General features: G+C 50.4%; 16 protein-coding genes, 3 tRNA genes and 1 pseudogene. 6 read left to right on the forward strand and 14 right to left on the reverse strand.

Annotated elements, in window-relative coordinates; all coding sequences use genetic code 11:
• Nucleotides 1-14: 14 nt before the first annotated feature.
• Nucleotides 15-2,849 (reverse strand): excinuclease ABC subunit UvrA, encoded by a 2,835-nt coding sequence (uvrA, locus tag GWK76_03375; GenBank protein QHU92335.1) that lies wholly within the window; start codon nucleotides 2,847-2,849, stop codon nucleotides 15-17.
• Between the two features lie 147 nt (nucleotides 2,850-2,996).
• Between uvrA and GWK76_03380 the strand changes: the two genes are divergently transcribed.
• A complete protein-coding gene (locus GWK76_03380; GenBank protein QHU92336.1) occupies nucleotides 2,997-3,416 on the forward strand; it encodes a hypothetical protein in 420 nt (139 codons plus the stop codon).
• 19 nt (nucleotides 3,417-3,435) lie between these two features.
• Here the strand turns inward: GWK76_03380 and GWK76_03385 are convergent, their stop codons facing one another.
• From GWK76_03385 to GWK76_03430, 10 genes and pseudogenes are all read right to left on the reverse strand, one after another.
• Complete coding sequence (locus tag GWK76_03385) at nucleotides 3,436-4,989, reverse strand: FtsX-like permease family protein (protein ID QHU92337.1); 1,554 nt, start codon at nucleotides 4,987-4,989, stop codon at nucleotides 3,436-3,438.
• Nucleotides 4,990-4,993: 4 nt separating this feature from the next.
• Nucleotides 4,994-5,419, reverse strand: a complete 426-nt coding sequence (locus tag GWK76_03390; GenBank protein ID QHU92338.1) for a hypothetical protein — start codon at nucleotides 5,417-5,419, stop codon at nucleotides 4,994-4,996.
• 144 nt (nucleotides 5,420-5,563) lie between these two features.
• On the reverse strand, nucleotides 5,564-6,280 hold the full coding sequence (locus tag GWK76_03395) for an ATP-binding cassette domain-containing protein (GenBank protein QHU92339.1): 717 nt from the start codon (nucleotides 6,278-6,280) through the stop codon (nucleotides 5,564-5,566).
• Nucleotides 6,261-6,802, reverse strand: a pseudogene (locus tag GWK76_03400) (PadR family transcriptional regulator). Before GWK76_03400 ends, GWK76_03395 begins: the two are co-directional and overlap by 20 nt.
• 49 nt (nucleotides 6,803-6,851) lie before the next feature.
• The gene (locus GWK76_03405) at nucleotides 6,852-7,796 is read right to left on the reverse strand and encodes a ketopantoate reductase (protein QHU92340.1); all 945 of its coding nucleotides are present in this window, start codon (nucleotides 7,794-7,796) and stop codon (nucleotides 6,852-6,854) included.
• Between the two features lies 1 nt (nucleotide 7,797).
• Entirely contained in the window at nucleotides 7,798-9,213 is a 1,416-nt protein-coding gene (gene sbcB, locus GWK76_03410; protein QHU92341.1) for an exodeoxyribonuclease I, read from the reverse strand.
• Nucleotides 9,214-9,254: 41 nt separating this feature from the next.
• Entirely contained in the window at nucleotides 9,255-10,571 is a 1,317-nt protein-coding gene (gene obgE / locus GWK76_03415) for a GTPase ObgE (protein QHU92342.1), read from the reverse strand.
• 64 nt (nucleotides 10,572-10,635) lie between these two features.
• Nucleotides 10,636-11,589: a LysM peptidoglycan-binding domain-containing protein gene (locus GWK76_03420; GenBank protein ID QHU92343.1), complete on the reverse strand. Its 954-nt coding sequence runs from the start codon at nucleotides 11,587-11,589 to the stop codon at nucleotides 10,636-10,638.
• Between the two features lie 402 nt (nucleotides 11,590-11,991).
• Nucleotides 11,992-12,789: a hypothetical protein gene (locus GWK76_03425; protein QHU92344.1), complete on the reverse strand. Its 798-nt coding sequence runs from the start codon at nucleotides 12,787-12,789 to the stop codon at nucleotides 11,992-11,994.
• 146 nt (nucleotides 12,790-12,935) lie between these two features.
• A tRNA-Glu gene (locus tag GWK76_03430) sits at nucleotides 12,936-13,010 on the reverse strand.
• 123 nt (nucleotides 13,011-13,133) lie between these two features.
• Here GWK76_03430 and GWK76_03435 point away from each other — a divergent pair.
• Together GWK76_03435 and GWK76_03440 are read left to right on the forward strand one after the other, a co-directional pair.
• The gene (locus GWK76_03435; GenBank protein ID QHU92345.1) at nucleotides 13,134-14,381 is read left to right on the forward strand and encodes a DUF11 domain-containing protein; all 1,248 of its coding nucleotides are present in this window, start codon (nucleotides 13,134-13,136) and stop codon (nucleotides 14,379-14,381) included.
• A 65-nt stretch (nucleotides 14,382-14,446) separates the two neighbouring features.
• Nucleotides 14,447-14,662 carry a hypothetical protein gene (locus GWK76_03440; protein ID QHU92346.1) on the forward strand — a complete coding sequence of 72 codons (216 nt, stop codon included), beginning with the start codon at nucleotides 14,447-14,449 and terminating at the stop codon, nucleotides 14,660-14,662.
• 7 nt (nucleotides 14,663-14,669) lie between these two features.
• Here the strand turns inward: GWK76_03440 and GWK76_03445 are convergent, their stop codons facing one another.
• Both GWK76_03445 and GWK76_03450 read right to left on the reverse strand, forming a co-directional pair.
• Nucleotides 14,670-16,841, reverse strand: a complete 2,172-nt coding sequence (locus GWK76_03445; GenBank protein ID QHU92347.1) for a hypothetical protein — start codon at nucleotides 16,839-16,841, stop codon at nucleotides 14,670-14,672.
• Between the two features lie 13 nt (nucleotides 16,842-16,854).
• Nucleotides 16,855-18,009 (reverse strand): hypothetical protein, encoded by a 1,155-nt coding sequence (locus GWK76_03450; protein QHU92348.1) that lies wholly within the window; start codon nucleotides 18,007-18,009, stop codon nucleotides 16,855-16,857.
• Nucleotides 18,010-18,067: 58 nt separating this feature from the next.
• Between GWK76_03450 and GWK76_03455 the strand changes: the two genes are divergently transcribed.
• Nucleotides 18,068-18,439, forward strand: a complete 372-nt coding sequence (locus tag GWK76_03455) for a response regulator (GenBank protein QHU92349.1) — start codon at nucleotides 18,068-18,070, stop codon at nucleotides 18,437-18,439.
• Nucleotides 18,440-18,443: 4 nt separating this feature from the next.
• On the opposite strand, the gene GWK76_03460 is transcribed toward GWK76_03455, so the two are convergent.
• Entirely contained in the window at nucleotides 18,444-19,253 is an 810-nt protein-coding gene (locus tag GWK76_03460) for a hypothetical protein (GenBank protein ID QHU92350.1), read from the reverse strand.
• A gap of 80 nt (nucleotides 19,254-19,333) precedes the next feature.
• Between GWK76_03460 and GWK76_03465 the strand changes: the two genes are divergently transcribed.
• Nucleotides 19,334-19,410 (forward strand) — tRNA-His (locus tag GWK76_03465).
• A gap of 72 nt (nucleotides 19,411-19,482) precedes the next feature.
• Nucleotides 19,483-19,559: transfer RNA gene (locus GWK76_03470), tRNA-Lys, on the forward strand.
• Nucleotides 19,560-19,575 lie beyond the last annotated feature (16 nt).

Genomic DNA, 19,575 nt, shown 5'->3' on the forward strand with positions numbered 1-19,575 from the left:
AGCTATACGTCCAACTAGAGCAAACTTTTCAGATACATACCAGTAAATGATTCTGGCACGTTGGCGACTTCTTCTGGCGTGCCGCTTGCCACCACCGTACCGCCGCCGAGGCCACCCTCAGGCCCCATATCGATAATCCAGTCAGCCGATTTGATGACATCCAAATTGTGCTCAATAATAATCATGCTATTACCACCGTCAACCAGTTGTTGCAAAATCCCCAGCAGCCGCTTGACGTCGGCAGAATGTAGCCCAGTTGTCGGCTCGTCCAGAATGTACATCGTCTTGCCCGTCGAGCGCCTGGACAGTTCCGTCGCCAGTTTAATCCGCTGCGCCTCGCCGCCCGAAAAGGTGGTTGCCGGCTGACCGAGCTTGATATAACCAAGGCCAACTTCCACCAGCGTTTGTAGTTTCCGAGCGATATTTGGTACGCTATCAAAGAAATCGGCTGCCTGCTCAACTGTCATGTTCAGCACGTCAGCAATCGTCTTATTTTTATACTTAATTTCCAACGCCTCACGGTTATAGCGCTGGCCATGGCATTCGTCGCACTGGACGTAGACATCCGGCAAGAAATGCATTTCAATCTTGATCATACCGTCGCCTTGGCAATTTTCGCAGCGGCCGCCCTTAACATTAAAGCTGAACCGACCCGCTTTATAACCGCGGACATTAGCCTCAGGGGTGCTGGCAAACAGTTCACGAATTGGCGTAAAAATACCAGTGTAGGTCGCCGGGTTGGAGCGCGGTGTGCGGCCAATTGGTGACTGATCAATGACGATGGCTTTGTCTAGCTGCTTGATACCCTCAATTTTATCGTGTGCCCCTGGCACATCACTGGCTCGATTGAGCCGTGCTGCTAATTCCTTGGCAACAATATCATTAACCAACGTCGACTTACCGCTACCTGAGACACCTGACACCACTGTTATCAGGCCCAAGGGGAACGCCACGTCGATATGCTTCAAATTATTCTCACGAGCGCCGCGGACGATCAGCTGGCGGCCGGCATCAACCTGGCGGCGATGTTTTGGTACGGCAATTTTTTCTGCACCCGACAGATACCGGCCAGTCACGCTATCTGCACATTTGGCTACCTCTTCAGGAGAACCCAGTGCCACCACCGAGCCGCCATGCACACCAGCGCCTGGGCCCATATCAATCAAAAAGTCACTCTGGCGAATGGTATCTTCGTCATGCTCGACTACCAGCACTGTATTACCGAGGTCGCGCAGACGCTTCAGGGTAGCAATCAGCCGATCATTATCGCGCTGATGTAGGCCAATTGATGGCTCATCCAGCACATACAGCACACCCTGCAGGCCGCTACCAATTTGTGTCGCCAGCCGAATTCGCTGCGCCTCGCCACCGCTTAGTGTATTAGCCGCGCGCCCTAACTCCAAATAGTTCAGCCCGACATTACTCATAAAGCCGAGGCGGGCGGTAATCTCTTTCAAAATAAGCCGCGCGATCATTGCCTGCTGATCGTTTAATGTTAACTTGTGAGTGAACAAATCAAGCGCGTCATCAACGCCAAGATCGCAAATATCCATAATATTCAGACCCTGCACCGCTACCGCCAGGACAACCGGCTTCAGCCGCGCACCGCCGCAAACATAACAATCCCGCTGGCGCATAAACCGCTCAATGTCCTTACGCATAAATTCGCTATCGGTTTCTTTCCAGCGCCGCTCCAAATTGGGAATCACTCCTTCATAGGTTGTATCGTAATGCCGCCCATTGCCAAGCTGTACTGGATATTTCTGATCGCCCGTACCGTAGAGTACCTTCTGGCGCGCCTCATCAGACAACTGCCCGACCGGTGTCCGGATACTGAAACCATGCGCCTCGGCTACCGCCGAAATCTTGCGCATGTAAAAGTTATCGACATTGATCCGGTTGTATGGCCGAATCGCACCCTCGGCAATCGTCAGATTCTCATTCAGTACTAAATTAGGATCGACCTCCAGCCGGCTACCTAGTCCAGTACAGCTCGGACAGGCCCCTTGCGGTGCATTAAAACTAAATAGACGCGGCTCAAGCTCTGGAATCTCCTCATCCGGATGATCAACACAGGCATAACGCTGCGAAAACGTCTTTAATTCATCCGTATCAGCATCCAACACCTCAACCACGCCCTGGCCAAGCTCCAGTGCCTGCTCGACGCTCTGGCTCAACCGGCTAGTCAGGTCATTGTTCACCACTAGGCGATCAACCACTAACTCAACGCTGTGCTTGTAGCTTTTCTGTAACTGCGGAAACTCATCCAGCGCATACACCACGCCATCCACGCGCACCCGGGCGTAACCTAACCGCCGATACTGCTCTGGAATATGCGCAAATTCACCCTTCTTATTTTTGACAATTGGTGCGAGCAGCAGCAATCGCTTACCCTCATATTGCTTGGCGATCTCCTGAATGATCGCCTCGGCTGTACGGCGCGACACTGGTTTATGGCAGCGCGTGCCGTCTGGCCTAAGAGCCGGACAATGTGGTGTACCAATCCGCGCAAATAGGAGGCGCAAATAATCATAAATCTCAGTTACCGTTGCCACAGTCGAGCGCGGATTGCGGCTGGTTGATTTTTGGTCAATTGAGATTGCCGGACTCAACCCCTCGATGCTATCAACATCCGGTTTATCCATAATGCCTAAAAATTGCCGCGCATAACTCGACAGACTTTCAACATAGCGGCGCTGCCCCTCGGCGTAAATCGTATCAAACGCTAGCGACGACTTACCACTGCCACTGAGACCAGTGATCACCACTAATTTATCGCGCGGGATCTCCACGTCAATGTTTTTCAGATTATGTTCACGAGCGCCCTTGACGCGAATTACCTCTGGCATATCTGGTCTATTATACCGAATAGACGTTCATTTTTCCAGTTGCAGTGGGCGAGATAATTTCCCCTGGCACCACACTATAAATGTATTTATAAAAACATATTAAGCTTATGATTGCAAATATAATAATCGGCTGTTATAGTAAAACACATGAAGAGGTTTGTGATCATCTGTGGAATTGCCGTTGCCGTCGCAACCTTATTTTACCTGACCCGCGAGGAGTGGTTTTCATTCGTGGTTATCGGCAGACTTCCGTTCACCGGTATCATTCTGCCAGCGGCTGTGATGATGGGTTTTTGGATGATCATTGTGCCGGTATGTATTATCTGGGCAAAATCGATTAGTGCTGCATTTTGGAGCAGCATCGAGATGCTCGGAAAGTTTGATCAGCGTCGCATCAATCGACAATTCCGTCTAGCAGCAAATTCTCGTCACGCGACAGTACAGCATGTCAGTCTGGCTATGGTTGCAACATGGCTCGTCATAACGCAACGCCATCTAGCGCAAGCCGATGCCGCTCCCAAGGTTGACGACCAATCTACAGCACGATTGGCCGTCGCAACAAATTAAAGATATCAGCCCACACCGCTTACTCAGTCTGATTTGCTTCTGGTGATGTCAGCTTCTTGATCATTGGCAATATGATATAGATACCGACAATGGCCATTGCTAATCCAGCGCCAACAATCAGGCAATATAATGGTGTGATAACTGGCTTTAGCGAGGTTGGAAGAATACTAATAAATACCAAGCCCATCCACACACCGATAGCACACGAGAGTAGGGAGACACTCACCAACGGCACTAATGACTCAAAGCCGATAAGGCGCTTTAGTTGACTGAGTTTCATCCCACCTAGTCGCAACGTAAACAGTGATCTCCGTCGCTCCAAGAGTCCACCAATCGTCGATACAATTAAACTTGCCACAGCGACAAACAGTGTCACGCCCATACCAACATAGGCAAGATCAGCGAAGTTTTTGATGACTGGATTAATGGCTGGCCGTTTAGCATCAGTACCACTAACGATCCACATTGGATTGGCTGACTGTAGCCGCTCGCCAACTAGGCCTCGTAACTGATCAACATCAACTGCATTTTGTAGAGTTACGAGATAATTAACGTTACCCTTTGTCTCAACAGTATCCATCAATGTCACCGACTTCGTAACTGGCGCATCAAAATTAATGAGTGCAAATTGATCTGGACGAGCACCACTTGGGCACGTATGCTCAGTGTATGATGCTAAATCGCTACACCGCATAGCGTGGCCTTTTTCGAGAGGATATACTGCTGCACTATTTACGATATATTGCTGCCTATTAAGCATTTGCTGCATTGACTGCGGCAGTGAATCACCGATAATTATCGCGGTATTACCCTTCAGCTGTGAGTAGCCATTATTATTAACTGATGATGCGCTCAGCATTTCAATGCCACTAACTGCCGTTAGATAAAAACTCCCTGCAGATAGTGCCAAGACGACGCCACTGACGCTGCGAAATACAGCCCGTGAATGTACCGCAATGCGCTTACTTGCGATCAACACCAAACCGCTGCGTGCCCACCGAGCACACCATCGTGCGATACAATTCGTCAGCCAACCACCGGCCAATACCAGGCCAAACATAACAAGCATCACTCCCGCTGCGAGCACCATCATTGCTCCTAATGAACTATCTGCTTGCTCATGAAGCCACTGATGTCCCGCAGGGGTTGAGGCCCAGGCAAAGATACCAAGACCTATTGCTAGTGGCAGTACTCGCCAAATGCGCAACTTCTTTACTTTTTCTTGTGTCCGGGCTACGCCAAGCGGTGAAATCTGTGCTCGCCGCATCCGCCGCCAGCTCACACCAATAGTTAACGCCAGTGTCAATGCAATGATTAACAGATACTGTAGCCAGGTTAGCTGCAAATCGGCCGGCCAGAATCGTACACCACCCATCTCAAAATTCTGTAGCGGTGCTTGAAACAGCCAAAACGCTACGAGACCGATAACAACTCCGACAATTGAGGCTATGAGTGACTCGAGGAGAATCACGCGTGTCACTTGCTTTTTTGTGGCGCCAATCAACCGCAAGGCTGCATAGCGTTTCTCACGCTGTACGCCACCTAATTGTTTGGCGATGACCAGCCGTTGCATCAGTTTAGTATATATCGGTAAAGTATGATGATTGCCCACGAGACTGAGCAACCTTATCCGTGGCGGCAACTTCCTCAGTACTCACCCCTCGAATAAGCATCAGTGCGTCTGGACTTTGTAGGTACGCATCAGGGATCGTACCAAGATACTTTGTATGCTTGCCAAATCTATCAATAATCTTATCCTCGGGATGCTGGGCGACCCTCTCGGCCAGAGCTTTTGACATATAATATTCACCAGATGCTGGTGTTGGTAATTGAGCAAGCTGGACCGACCCTTCTACGCCATAGAGTGACAGTACATCAATTTTTTTATCGCGCCATTTCGTCAAATTACCTAGCTGTACGTTTGACGCCTTTAGCGGCTTGACGGTGGTGTCTCGTTGTCGCTGCTGCGGTGCAGCATTCTTTAGCCGTATTAATAATCGCACGGTCGGTCCGTTTCAGTAGACCGTTTACACCGGCTACAAAATAACAAACCAACACTATACCAAGTGCGATAGCTGCCGATGTCAGCACGAGGCGGGCCATTGATTGGCGACCAGATTTACGAAGAAGCATCCAACTAATGCTCATTATATAACCCTCCTGCTATGAGCATCAGAGCTCACTGATTGTACATGTCCAGCGCTTGCAATTTGACCATCACGAACAATGATCTCACGGTCTGCATACGCAGCAATCGTCGGTTCATGGGTCACCATGATAACCGTTGTTCCATGCTCTTTAGCGGTTGCAATAAATAACTCCGTAATCTTCTCCGAGTTAAGGCTATCCAACGATCCGGTTGGCTCGTCGGCAAACAGTACGGTTGGATTGGTCACCATAGCACGAGCAATCGCTACACGTTGCATCTGACCACCCGATAATTCACCAAGCATGCTGCCAGCCTTGTCGCTGAGTCCGACCGCTTTGAGCCAGTGCTCAGCTTGCTTGTAAGCCTCCTGTCGCTTAGCACCATTGAGCAGCAGAGGCAGGGCTACATTATCGAGACTGGTCAATTCTGGCACGAGCTGTCCAAACTGAAAAACGAAACCAAAGCGAGTCCGCCGCAAGATACTACGTTTATCATCATTCATTGCATCAATACGGTGACCATCAAAATGAATCTCGCCACTATCAACACCGATAACCGCTGCTAGACTGTGCAATAATGTTGATTTGCCCGAGCCACTTGGCCCCATAATTGCTAGCACCTCGCCGGCCATAACATCAAGCGATACACCACGCAGCGCTTGCGCCTGTCCAAATGATTTCTTGATATTCCTCGCACTAATAATTGGCTTGCCCATGTAATAATTCCTCCTTTAACTTTGTTAGGCGTGAGATAGTCAGTTCAATCCATCGTAAATCTGCCTCCAAATGAAATAACGCATGATCAATCAATAGCATATTTGACAAGTCACTATCGCGCCGCTGAACAGTCAGCTCACGCATGCGTTGGATATGTGCGGTACGCTGATTATCGAGGTATGGTGCAGCGTCTCCCTCCTTGAGAATGGCGAGTACCGACTTAATGTACATCGTTGCCTGTAGTTGGGGTGATGGTGCTTCAGGAGTCTCCAACCATGCTTGTAGCTCATAATGTCCTTTTTAGTGATAGCATAACGAACTCTGTCTGGACCACCTGAGGTGCCAGTATCGACAATTTCTTTAACCTTGCCATCATGTTTTGACCGCGCCAATATTGAATATACCTACCCGGCTAGAATTGGCTTATCTTTACCAAAGTAGTCATCGTACTTCTTCTTTAACTCATATCCATAGTTTGATCCTTACGCTAAAAACCCAAGAAGTGTGTACTGTGCATTCATACTCTTACTATACACCACGTGACTAGCTATCGCAAGGGTTATTATAAACTTAGTGTATAGTTGTCTTATAGCGCTGAACAGCCGGATTATATGCCTGCCATGCCGGCATCAAAACCCCTAACCGCCTGCCGTCAGCCAATACTTCATCATACCCAGCTAGCCATTCGTTAAATCCGTGCTTCATATGACCCGTTACCATATCGACTACATCGGGCTGTTGAAGTGCATGCCGCATTATTGCAGTAGCTACCCTTAGCGGCATCATTGATAGTACATTGAAAGGGAAAACTCGCCACACCGCAACACCTTGGTGACGACATAGAGACATACCGTCACGAAGTGCCATAATTAGCTGACGAATCGCCCCTGGATCATGCGTTAATGCCGAAAAACTGCCACTACTAGCTATGGCGCCAGCAGTTGCTGATTGCTGGAGATAATGAACTTTCATCCAATCAAGCAGACGAGCATCATAGCTGCTCGCTACCCCAGCTTCTTTTAAGTGCTGCATGAATAACTTTGCTCCCGCCCTTGCACCACCAACCCGCGTCGGTGTTGGAAATATAATAACCTTCACGCCATTATTATCTCGCCCACCGCCAATACTGGAAGGGAAGGCAATAAAATAATCATCAGGCGATATATATTGATCAACCTCACTGGCCAGATTCCAATTATTTTGCATAAATCCAATCCACCTAGCCTTCGGCTGATACTTTGCTAGTATCGGCAGTACCGATTGAAGTTGACAGCGATTAACCGTTACTAATATAACGTCGTAATAACCTACTGGCGATGTGACACACTGTGGGTAAAATACCGTCGACTGATACGTATTGTCACGCTGACGCAAATCCTTTATAGCAAGTGGCACGCCTTGCGACACCTCTTCATACCGCTCAGGCAATACGAGCACATCCACATCATGGTGTACCGCTAATAAATGTGCATACGTCAGACCGATTGTTCCCGCACCATAAATTAAGTACCGCATCTTAGTCCTCAGTGGGCAGTATCGCCTCCGCCCATAGCTGTAATTCCTGCAAGATAAACTGCTGCTCGTCAGTCGCTGTCGGCGCCAACCGCTGTAGAGACGCCATAAACTGCGGTAGCTGCGCCTGCAGATGCTGAGCCCGCCATGCTTCCCATTGCACTAAATCATCTTCGCTGAGCGAGCGCGGAAAGTTGCGCGCTTTGTAGTGCAGCAGTAGTGACGCCAGCCGCTCGTCCTGGAATTCTGGATGAAAATCAGCCAGCTCGCGCTCATCAGCATTACGCACCGCTTCGACACGGATACGATCGCGGTCATGCAAAAAGCCATCGTACAGTTGTGCTTCTGGATCGGGCATCTTTTTGAAGGCTGGTTTATTTTCAAAAATACTGCGCAATTTTTCGGCAAAATCTGGGTGATTCAGCAAAATATTTTGATGCTGTTGGATAATTTCTGTGCTAAGCGAAATTTTCTGCCAGCCATCGCCCTGCTCCAGCACACCCAGCGGTGCCACCGCCGGACAGCGATTGTACTGCAGCTCTTTGACTGGCAATTTGACGAAATCCTCAGCCTGCCGCTCCTCCCACGACGCAAAGATTTTCTTTGTTAATTCCTCCGCACTCAGCCCAACAAACGGTATCGGATCATACCGCAAGTCATAGACGACCACACCGCCGTTTCGACTGGTCGTCAGTGGAAAGGCCACCGTGGTTTTGGCGAACTCTTTGTCGTAACGCCCGCTGGCGTAAACAAACGGTTTTTTGTCATCCACGTTGACCAGCTGTTGGACTGCTTTTTTGTCACGCATTTTTAGCAAGTAATCATACAGCTGTGGCTGCTTTTGCTTAATCAATTTCGTCACGGCAATCAGCGCTGTCACGTCCGCTAGAGCGTCGTGAGCATTCTCATGCGCAATACCGTTGGCGCTAGTGATCAATTCCAGGCGGTTGCTTGGCTCACCCTTGTCATCAAGCGGCCACTCGATTCCCTCCGGCCTCAGTGCCCTAGTCAGCCGAACTACATCCAGCAAATCCCAACGCGAGCGACCGCCTTTCCAGCTCCACTCGTACGGATCATGAAAATTACGCCACAACAAATGACGAATAAATTCGTCGTCAAACCGAATATTATTGAAGCCAACCGCGATGGTGTCCGGCGTAAAAATCTCCTCGCTCAACATCCGGGCAAACTGCGCCTCGGTGTAACCTTCTTCAACCGTTTTTTGCGGTGTGATGCCAGTCACCATTAGTGCATCAGGACTCGGCAACGTATCATCATTCAGCGTCACCAATAGATTATACGGCTCACCAATCGGCTCGAGATTCATGTCCGTCCGCTGCCCAGCAAACTGCATGATGCGGTCTTGCCGTGGATTTAATCCACTCGTCTCGAGGTCGTAGAAGAAAAATGTTTGCGCCATACCTATAGTATAGCAAAGCTACGAGATGACACCCAAACCTACTACTCAACCAACGTAAACGGCGTCGATTCGCCAATCTGCACCACGGTCTCGCCGACTGCGCCCTGACGGATTAGCTCGTGAGTGATACCCATTTTTCGCATGATGTCGCGCAGGCGATTGACCGATTCAAATTGATCAAAGTTAGTACGACGAGCAAACTTTTCAATTTTAACACCGTGGATAATGAAACTGACCGCATCTTCATCGTCCGCATTTTCAGGCTCCGCGCCAACCACCCGTTCTACCGTCCAGGCGTCAGACGCTGCTTGTGCATCCAATGCAATAACCGGCAAATCGCTGTCCTCTTCTTCGGTCAACTCAGCTTCCCGTACTCGATAATTCGTGACCTCACGACGCAGTAGGCGTAGCAATTCCGTCACGCCGGCATGTGTCTGAGAGGAGATCGCCACCACTGGCGAACCATTGGCTACATTGTGTAACGCTGTCGACTGCATGGCAATGATTTCATCATCCAATCCTTCACATTTCGTCAAAGCGATAATCTCTGGGCGCGTCGCCAATTCCTCGGAATATTTTTCCAGCTCACGGCGAATAGTCTGGTATTTTTCCGCCGGGTCGTCACTATACGCATCAATCATGTGAAGCAACACGGCTGTCCGCTCAACGTGGCGCAGGAACTGATCGCCCAAACCCTTACCTTCCGAAGCGCCTTCAATCAGACCCGGGATGTCAGCAATCAACACTGAACCATCATCCACATCCGCCACGCCCAGATTTGGCGTCAACGTCGTAAATTCATAATTAGCAATTTCCGGGCGAGCATTAGAAACCACACTAAGGAACGTCGATTTACCAGCATTAGGGAAACCAACCAAACCAACATCGGCCAGCAATTTTAGCTCCAACTCAGCCTCAAATTCTTCACCCGCCTCGCCAAGCTCAGCCATCTTTGGTGCTTGGCGCGTACTGGACGTAAAGTGTGCGTTACCAAAGCCGCCATCACCACCACGAGCGACCACTGCTTGTTGCTGGTCTGCTGTCAAATCTGCCACTACCTTGCCGTCGCGCTTGACTAACGTGCCCATTGGCACTTTGACGACCAGTGGCGAACCGCTTTTGCCGCGCTTGTTGCGCTTACTGCCATCGCCGCCATTTTCTGCTTTTAGCTCTGGTTTGTACCGAAAATTCAGCAGTGTATTCAGGTCTTTGGTCGCCAAAAACACAACATCACCGCCGCGGCCACCATCGCCACCATCAGGACCACCCTTATCAACATATTTCTCATGCCGAAAACTGACTGCGCCGTTACCACCCTTGCCAGCTCGCACTAATACTTTCGCTGTATCTACAAACATAATTTTAGTATATCAAAAAGCACCCCCGAGAGATAGCGGAGGCGCTTTATTGCCTTAGAGCATCCTAGTGAATAAAGTTATATCGACCAACCTCAGACATCGGGATCGTTCGATGCGTCACGACGTTATACCCAGCGTAATTCATATCGCTAACGTAGATCGTGCCACCTTCAACCCGCTCGACCATACCGACGTGACCAAGACCACCACCGCCCCATGTTGTCTGGAAGATTGCCCCTGGTGCCGGCGTATGATTAACGACAAAACCGGCTGCCCGAGCACTTGCTGCCCACGACGTCGCGTTGCCCCAGAAGCTACCAATTGGTCGACCAAGTGCTGCCCGCCGCTCGTACACGTACCATGTACAGTTGCCAAGAGCGTATCGGTTGCCAACTGATGCTCGAGCGTAACCATAGCTGATACCACTGACTGCGCCGCCCGTTGTCCGCCCTGCATAGCCCCGACGGCCAGAGCGGGACGCCACGTAACCTGGCTGCTCATTTTCTGGCAATACGCCACCCGGCAGAACAATTCGTGTATCTTTGGCTAGTGCCGCCCCATTTGCCAAGTCGTTATACAATGCCACTCGTTCAGGATTTGCTTTATACTTTTCTGCCAATTTTTCGACGGTGTCGCCGTCCTTAACAGTGTAGACCACGCCGTCAACCATCGGGATAATCAATGTTTTGCCAGCTTCAACCGCATCAGATGTCGTATTGTTCGCCCAGCGCACCGTCTGGGCCGTCACATTAAACTTCTTAGCAATCGAGTCAATTGTATCGCCCTGCTTAGTGACATAAGTCTTGATGCCGCGCTGAGCTGATTTCTCAGGCTGGATAATCTGTGGCTTAGAAATAACCTCCGTATCACCCTGAGCCAACTCTTTTTTGATTGACAGCGTTGCCGTCGCTTCACGTAAATCACCGGCAGTTGGCAGATTGACCGTCTCAGCCAGATCGGTTACCGCATTAGCAGCCGCCAGTTGATCTACTGAAACCTTATTTGTCTCATGTGTCACACCAGTAGACGGTGCGACTGGCTGAGAGGCCGAGACTGAGCCCTGCTGACTAGCGACGCCACCTGTCTGATAACTTAGTGCCAGAAATGAAATAACTAATAGAAAGATTCCGCCATACGCCGATATTGCGCTTAGCTTGAGTTTTTTGCCCCGATGGGCAGATGCTTGGTTACGAATAACGCTTCTCCCGTGTCAATGTCTCCATCAACGCTGACTACCGTACTGAGTCTTTCTTCTCGCACAAGAACAGGATGCATTGTCGACCTAATAATTAGTTGATATTGCTAAACGATTAGTTTTCCGCATCCGTGCGACCGTTCTGGTAGGCCCGCGCGCTTACACGGCGTATACCCTGTATGAACGCAAGCTTATTTCCATTATACGCGATCCTCTCATAATTTGTCAATGCTTTACCCTGTAATACACCTCACCCTTTAGCATATACACCAGCCCAACAACAAAGCTCAAAATGACTGCATATGGCAGCACCGCAGACATCGCCATCATTACAGCAAAGAGAATGGTAGCACGAACAATATACAAAAGTGTTATGACAAACATGAACGCACATATGAGTGCGAACGGCACTCGCACCATCAAGGTCACGCCAATCTTGCGATAACGCAGGCCCCGCTCCTGCTTAATTTTCTCCGCCTCAGATAGCTGGTCGGCTGGACGTGGCTGCCAATATGATACCCCCTCAGGTGTTATGATAATCTTCCATAGCCACAGTGAACCAATAGTCGTACACGCCACCATAAACAAGATAGCCGGGAGCGAGTTATTAAAGGCCAGTGTAGCACTAAATATCGCACGGGTAGCTTCTCGAAGCGCTGAGCTAAATGGGCCAACCTGAAAGACATAAAATTGTGCTAACACAATAAATTGCACCACCGGATACACCACAGTCATAGCGAGCGCAGCGATTCGTTGTCGGTACTGGTCAGTTCGACGGGACTGCTTCAAGACAATGAGACCTTGAACGAGGAGTGATGCGATAGCTACGCCAATGACAGTCAGTACTAACGGCATATCCTGAAGGTTTCGAAAGAATAGCGGCAGCTGACCTATGAACACCCCTGCTGAACAAACAAGTATTGCCGCCTCGATAATAATGACCGCCTCACATCGAATGTTACGCTCTGGTGAAGATGCAGCTTGTTTCTTGGGTTCATTCTTTATGGCCGTCGTCTTTGTCATTCGAGGATTTTCCCCTTTCTTTTTGAAGTATCCTACTGTCTATTATACCAGAGTATTTTTACGTTTTGACGTCAACAAAAATAGCTCGCTATCAAAACCGAGCGAGCTACTGCAAATTCAAACGGGATAACTATCCTTATAAGTATTGGTGACCTCACGGAGAATCGAACTCCGATTGCCAGGATGAAAACCTGGTGTCCTAACCGTTAGACGATGAGGCCATTAAACAGATCGTATTGTAGCAGATTGATAATATTATGTCTAGCTATCCAGTCATGCGAAAATTGACTTTTTCATCATTTTGGTGTATTCTACGTAGAGTTACGAGGATAAAGGAGGAAGTTATGCGAAATTTGTCATCACTATTCCGCTCATTGTCACTGCGCCACTATGCAGTTCTAGCGATGGTTGCGGTAGCGACAGTAGTGCCAACCACATTATGGGCACTAGATTCCAATCATTCGACTAATACCAATACGCAAACACCGACGAATACGAAACCTACGCCAGTTTATAGCTGTAATGCACTCAATATTGATCAGTTTTCAGCTACTAATTTCAAGTTTTCGGTCAAGTACTCCGCTCGTGATGGTGCAACATATAAAACGACGATCTACAAGGTCTATGATGCTAAGGGTAAAGAGGTGTATCAAACTGGTAACGAATTCAAGGGCTTCACACCGGGCACATACACGGTCAAAGCCTTTATTGTCGTTGATGTGAATGGTAAAGAAGAAATGGTGACCAGCGATGCCTGCACTAAGCAGGCCACAGTCCCTGGCGAAACACCGGATCCAAAACCAAAGCCAACGCCAATTCCGAAACCAGTTGATCCGAAACCTGAACCAATCCCAGATAAACCACCAAAAATTACACTGGGGTTTGCCGTCAGAACTACTGTTGATGGCGCGCAGCACAAAAAAGTCACCGTCAATAAGACCTTTACCTACCGAGTAACCGTTACCAACACAGGGACCGCCACTATACATGACACGTATGTTACCAATACCGCACCACAAGGGGTAGCCTACCTAAAGGCATCCGCTGGTACAATTCAAAATAATACCTGGCAGACGCTGATTGGTGAGCTCAAGCCAAATGAATCGAAAACATTTACTGTCGACGCTATTGTCAAGCAATATGTCGCAGGCACACTGACTAGTACAACCTGCATCAAGAGTGATCAAATTTCGCTCGAGGGCCATAACAACTGCAGTGGTGCTACTATAGAGGTGGCCAAGCCGCAGGCCCCAGCTCCGCAGCCAAAACCACAGCCAACGCCGCAACCAAAACCAGCGCCGACCGATCCGAAACAGCCGACACCGACCCAACCAGTAAATCCGACTCGGCCGGCTACACCGGTGCCTGAACCAAAAACGCCAGACCAGTCGAAGCAGCCATCGACCAACGATAATCAGCAGTCACCTTCAGCCTCGGGCGGCACACAAACCACCAACCCACCTGCCGCACCGACGACCGTTGGCGAACTGCCACGGACCGGTAACGCCACCGACACGCTCGTTGGTGGGCTGGGCCTTGGCGCCCTACTCACTGCTGGAGTCGCCTACCTCATCAGTCGACGTCATGTATAATCATAAATCTGGTTGGCATGGATACCCCTCGCACCCCGAGGGGTATTTCATGGTACAATAGTATTATGGCAAAACAGAAGAAAAAGCGCTCCAAGAAATACTCTGGCGTTGACGCCGCAACAACTCGACCCAGTGTCACGCGCATCCAGGCGGTCAGCCGCTCGTCGGCCAGTCAGTGGCTATATGAACGCAAAAAATTACTGCGTGGTGTCGGCATCGGCGTAGTAATAGTCATCATCGTCATTGTGATTATCACTGGCATCATTAGTTTATTCCGGTAAAACTTTCTCAGTGACTTGTCGCCTTTTTCTTGTTCGCGGCCGCCCTATCAAGTGGCAGACGAAAACCGAACTTGCTGCCCTTGTTTTCTTTTGACGTAAAGATCATTGATCCGCCGTGCTCTAACACAACTTTACGCGCCAAAAACAAGCCAACGCCCGTACCGTCAGGACGACGCTTGCGAGCATTTGAAGCACGAAAGAATTTACCAAACACGCCAGACTGCTCAGCTTTTGGCACGCCGATACCTTGGTCTTCGACCGTAAACACCACTTCCCGCGTATCGCAACAGAGCGACACCTTAACCGTCGTTTGTTCTTTAGAATAAAAGATTGCGTTATCAATCATGTTCATGATGACTTGGCGGAGCTTTTCGGCGTCAATGGCCAAGGTTGGGACATCGTCGTCAATATGCACCGAAAGAGTGATGTTACGCTGCTTGGCCACAATCTTCAGCAGGGCCATTTCACTTTGTACAATATCGCCGAGGTTAGCCGGCTGACGATTCATAGTGAACGTTCCGGTCTGCAGGCGAGAGATGCTGAGAAAGTCATTGATCAGTTGTACCATGCGCTCACTCGAGGAAAACGCCTCGCGTAGAACAGCTTTCTGGGTCGGACGAACCGGACCGAGATCACCCTGGAGCAGCATGTCGAGATAACCCTTGATACTGGTTAGTGGCGTTCGCAGTTGATGCGACGCCATAGAAATAAACTCATTCTTCGCTTCGTCTAGTCGCTGTAGCTGCTGGTTGCTCGTCCGCAGCTCCTGCGTCGCCGCCTCGACACGCTGCTGCAGCTCGGCATTCAGCTCATTCACCTCCTCCATCGACTGAGCATTTTTAATGGCAATCGCCAGCTCACCACGCACCGCCCGAAGCATCGAGAGATCGCGTTCGACATAATTATTTTTCTGACTTTCGCCGATCAGCACAAAACCAACAATATCCTCCTGCAGCGATAATGTCATGACGATAGCCAGCTTTTGTAGTTTCATCGTCCGCCGTAACTGCTCCGGTAGTGATTCGACCACCGCCACGTCATCGAGCTGCTCAAGCTGGTGTTGCATTACCAGCTCCGCTAGATCTACCTGCGGCGGACGAGTGTGTCCACGTGAGCCAAATATCCGAAAGCGACCATTATCATACACGGCAAAAATAACCTGACGCGCCTTGATAAGCCGTGTTAGGCACACCGCTAACCGAGTCGTCAGTAGTCGCAGCCCCATCGTATGTAGCAAAATTTGCCCAATCTCGTTGATAAAGCTTTCAATGGTATAGTCCTGTCGATAAAATAGCTTGTCAGTCAGGCGATCAAAAAACTGCTTGGTCGGTTGAAACAAAAACCCTAACAATAATGCCGCTAGCACACCCCAGAATCCTGGCATCCCGCCGATATCATGACCACTGAACGCACTGACAATCGCCGAGATACTATAGGTTGCCGTGTAGTATACGATTGTTAATAAGCTTAGCAGCATGGCGTACGCAATTGTTCGCACCGCCGCATCTTTCAAACCGAAGAGACGATGTTTGACAATCGTCAGGTATGCCAGCGGTATAAAAATAAAAGTGCTCAGCGGCCCAATCCAGATGAGGTCATAGCGACCAACAGCCGGCAGCAGTAAATTAAATATCATACCTACGCTGCCAGCAATGCCATAGGCATAGGAAATGAGTCGTAGCTGAGAGCGCACCAAGAGCGCACTGCGGCGACGAGCCTGATGCGCGAGGATGATGAGTGCCGCCAAAAATAGCAGTATGAAATACACCATATAGAAGAAATAGCCGATCGGATGAATCACGACCGTATGGTCATTCAGCGCCACCTGCGCTATCAGCCAGTCAACTCGCACCACAATCACCGTAGCAACAATGCCAAATAATACCCAAGCGGTGACTGGCACGTGTTTCGTTGTTCGTCGTGCACCAATGTGAGTTGCCACCGAGATCATGGCTGCCGCGATCAGTGCTGCTCCGATGTAATATATCCTCAGGTATATCAGTGCCGCCGCCAGCACATTAGTCGCTAAAAACGCCGCGATACCCAATGCCCACAGCGCAATGCCAACCGTCAGCACAAAAAAGAACCGGGTTGCCAGCTGGCGTGGTTGATGAGCCACGACCATGAGGCCAAACACCAGCGACATTACCCCGGCAATGATCAGCCCCGCTATCTCCATGCCCACTCCCTCGTCATATTTCTAGTGTACCACCAACCTTTGGTCTACGCATAGCATACAGTGCATAGACGCCATCATCAGGACAATATACATCGACCCGCCAATCACCCAGACCCGCTGCCCCCGCGATCCGCTGCATTGTTTCGATTGACCGAGGCTGGATATGCGGCCACTGCACGACATTGAGCGTAAATCCCAGCTGCGGATGCGTATCACGCATATTGCCGACTAGCAGCAGCCCGCCAGGTTTCACCAGTTGAGCAGCATGAGCCAAGAAGGTTGCGGCATTAACCCGCAGCGCCGTCGGACTTTCATCTGGAAGCTCCTCAGGCACGTACTCCAAAATCCCGACAGCATCGACTGCATCATATGCGGCACTCTCAAGGCCAACCCGTCGCCGCAGTGCTCGAGCTGCCACGTTGGTTTGTGCATCTACCGCAGGCGAGACTACACCCTGAGGGCGCAGAATATTCATACAGCGAACGTTGGTAAACTGCCTGACTTCCATTGTCTGGGCATACGTTTGCGCGGCCTTGAGCGCCGACCGGTCAAGATCAACCAGTGTGACGCGCGGCGTAGGGTTGCCGCTCTCTTTGATGTGCCGGAGCGCATGACAAACTGGCTGAGCAGCGCCGCAAGCTAAGCTAACCCATTGCTGCTCTGCGGCGCCCAGAGACGCTTGATCAATAACGTGCCTGGCAAGAATATCCTGAACAATTTCACCGCGACTGCGAATACCGTGCGCATCCAAAATATTACAGGCCCAGTCGCGCACCACTGGCGAGACCGGCTTGCCATTCGCTAATTGCTTGGTGTTCGGATCATACAACAAGGCCAGTGCTGACGCCGTCGGTATCAGTTCCAGCCAATTCTCAACGCCAGGAACCCGAGCGATCAACTCGCGTGTCGCTGGATTCGTATCATCAATCCTCGTTCGCTGGCGCCCAATCGCTGCGTTGAGATCACAATCACCATGAAAGCCCATACCAGCCAACTCTTCTAGCTCCGCTGTTATCCTCTCGTAGGATGACGTCTGGTATTGGTCACACGTTGGCACTGGATGAATCCGCCACTGATCCATCTCAAGTTTCGCCGCGCACTCTGACAACTCAGCCCAGCCATAACGATCTGGCTGAATAGTTATGCTTTCACGCTGCTTTATTGTCACTTTGCCCACCTCTTTTGTGCTAGTTTTACAATACACCACTGCCTGCTATAATACAATTATGGTTAAAATTGCTATCATCGAAGATGACGCGACAATCAGTCAGATGTACCGAATGAAGTTCGAGGCAGACGGATTTGACGTGCGACTAGCGAGTAATGGCACAATTGGCGTGGCGCTCGTCGAGTCGTTTCGTCCAGATGTCATCTTACTGGATATCCAGATGCCAGAGATGGATGGAGCCGAGGCCCTGCGACGTATTCGCTCACACGCGTGGGGCAAGACCATACCGGTTATTGTACTGACCAACCTCGGCGAAGAAGAAGCCCCGCGCGAGATACGCTCACTCGGCATCCAAGGCTACATTGTCAAGGCCAACCTCACCCCACGCCAAGTCGTCGCCCAGGTCAAATCAGTCACTACAAAGCCGTGAGTTTCTACCGGATATTAACCCGGCGCAGGCACGCCGTAATCACATTATCAAACAATGCGCCCACCGTCAGCGGGCCGACGCCGCCTTTTTCTGGTGTCAAGTGAATGTCGGTGCGCGTCCGATTCGCCGGTGCCACGTCACCAACAATCTTACCATCCTCCGAGGCGGTTCCTGCGTCAACCACCACCGCACCAGGTCGGATCATATTTGGCTGAATCAGTCCTACCACGCCGGTTGCCGTGACGATGACGTCATATTCGTGTAGTCGCGATAAATCATCACCCCTACTAAATACCGTTACGTCCAGTCCCGACGCTCGCCACATCCGCTCGAGCGGCGCACCGACCAGCCGCCCACGCCCGACAATAGCCAACTTTTTACCAGCCAGCTCCACACTATAGCCCGCTAACAGCCAATTGATGGCCATCGGTGTCGCCGGGTCAAACAGCGTTCGCTCAGAATTGAGGCCATCGACGTCTTTTTCTGGTGCTACCAACCGCACAATTTGATCGGTCTGCTCTGGCTCGGCGAGCGGCAGTTGGACGATGATTCCCTGGACGTCATCGCGTTGGTTTAGCGTCGCGATTGTCTCCGGTAGCTGCTGAGTCGCCACCCGACAAATTTCTACCTCAATCAAAATATCCGCACCATAGCGCTGCTTGAGGCGCATGTAGGTGGCGATGACTGGATTGTCCGAATCGGTGACGATGGCGAGGCGTGGCTGAATATGGTGCGCTTGACGGAGCATGCGCACTTGCTTGGCCTGACGCTGCTTGATAAACGACACGAGTTCTGCACCATTGAGAGATTTCATTGTTTGATTGTAGCAAATCAGCATGAGCACGTCGAGCGCCTTGAGGTTGGTAGCCGCCTGTGGTATAATCGGGAAGCTTGGCGGATGTAGCTCAGTTGGTTAGAGCGCTGGATTGTGGCTCCGGAGGCCGTGGGTTCGAGCCCCATCATTCGCCCCAAGCATTATCCATAGCAAAAGTGCGACGTTATGTTTACCTTCACCGCTCATTATGCTATAATCTGGACTGATTGGGCCAGTAGCTCAGCTGGTTAGAGCACCTGCCTCTTAAGCAGGGTGTCGAGGGTTCGAGCCCCTCCTGGCCCTCCAAGGAATTATTAAACCC

The organism is Candidatus Saccharibacteria bacterium oral taxon 488 (genome assembly GCA_010202465.1).
Taxonomy (GTDB): Bacteria; Patescibacteriota; Saccharimonadia; order Saccharimonadales; family Saccharimonadaceae; genus Nanosynbacter.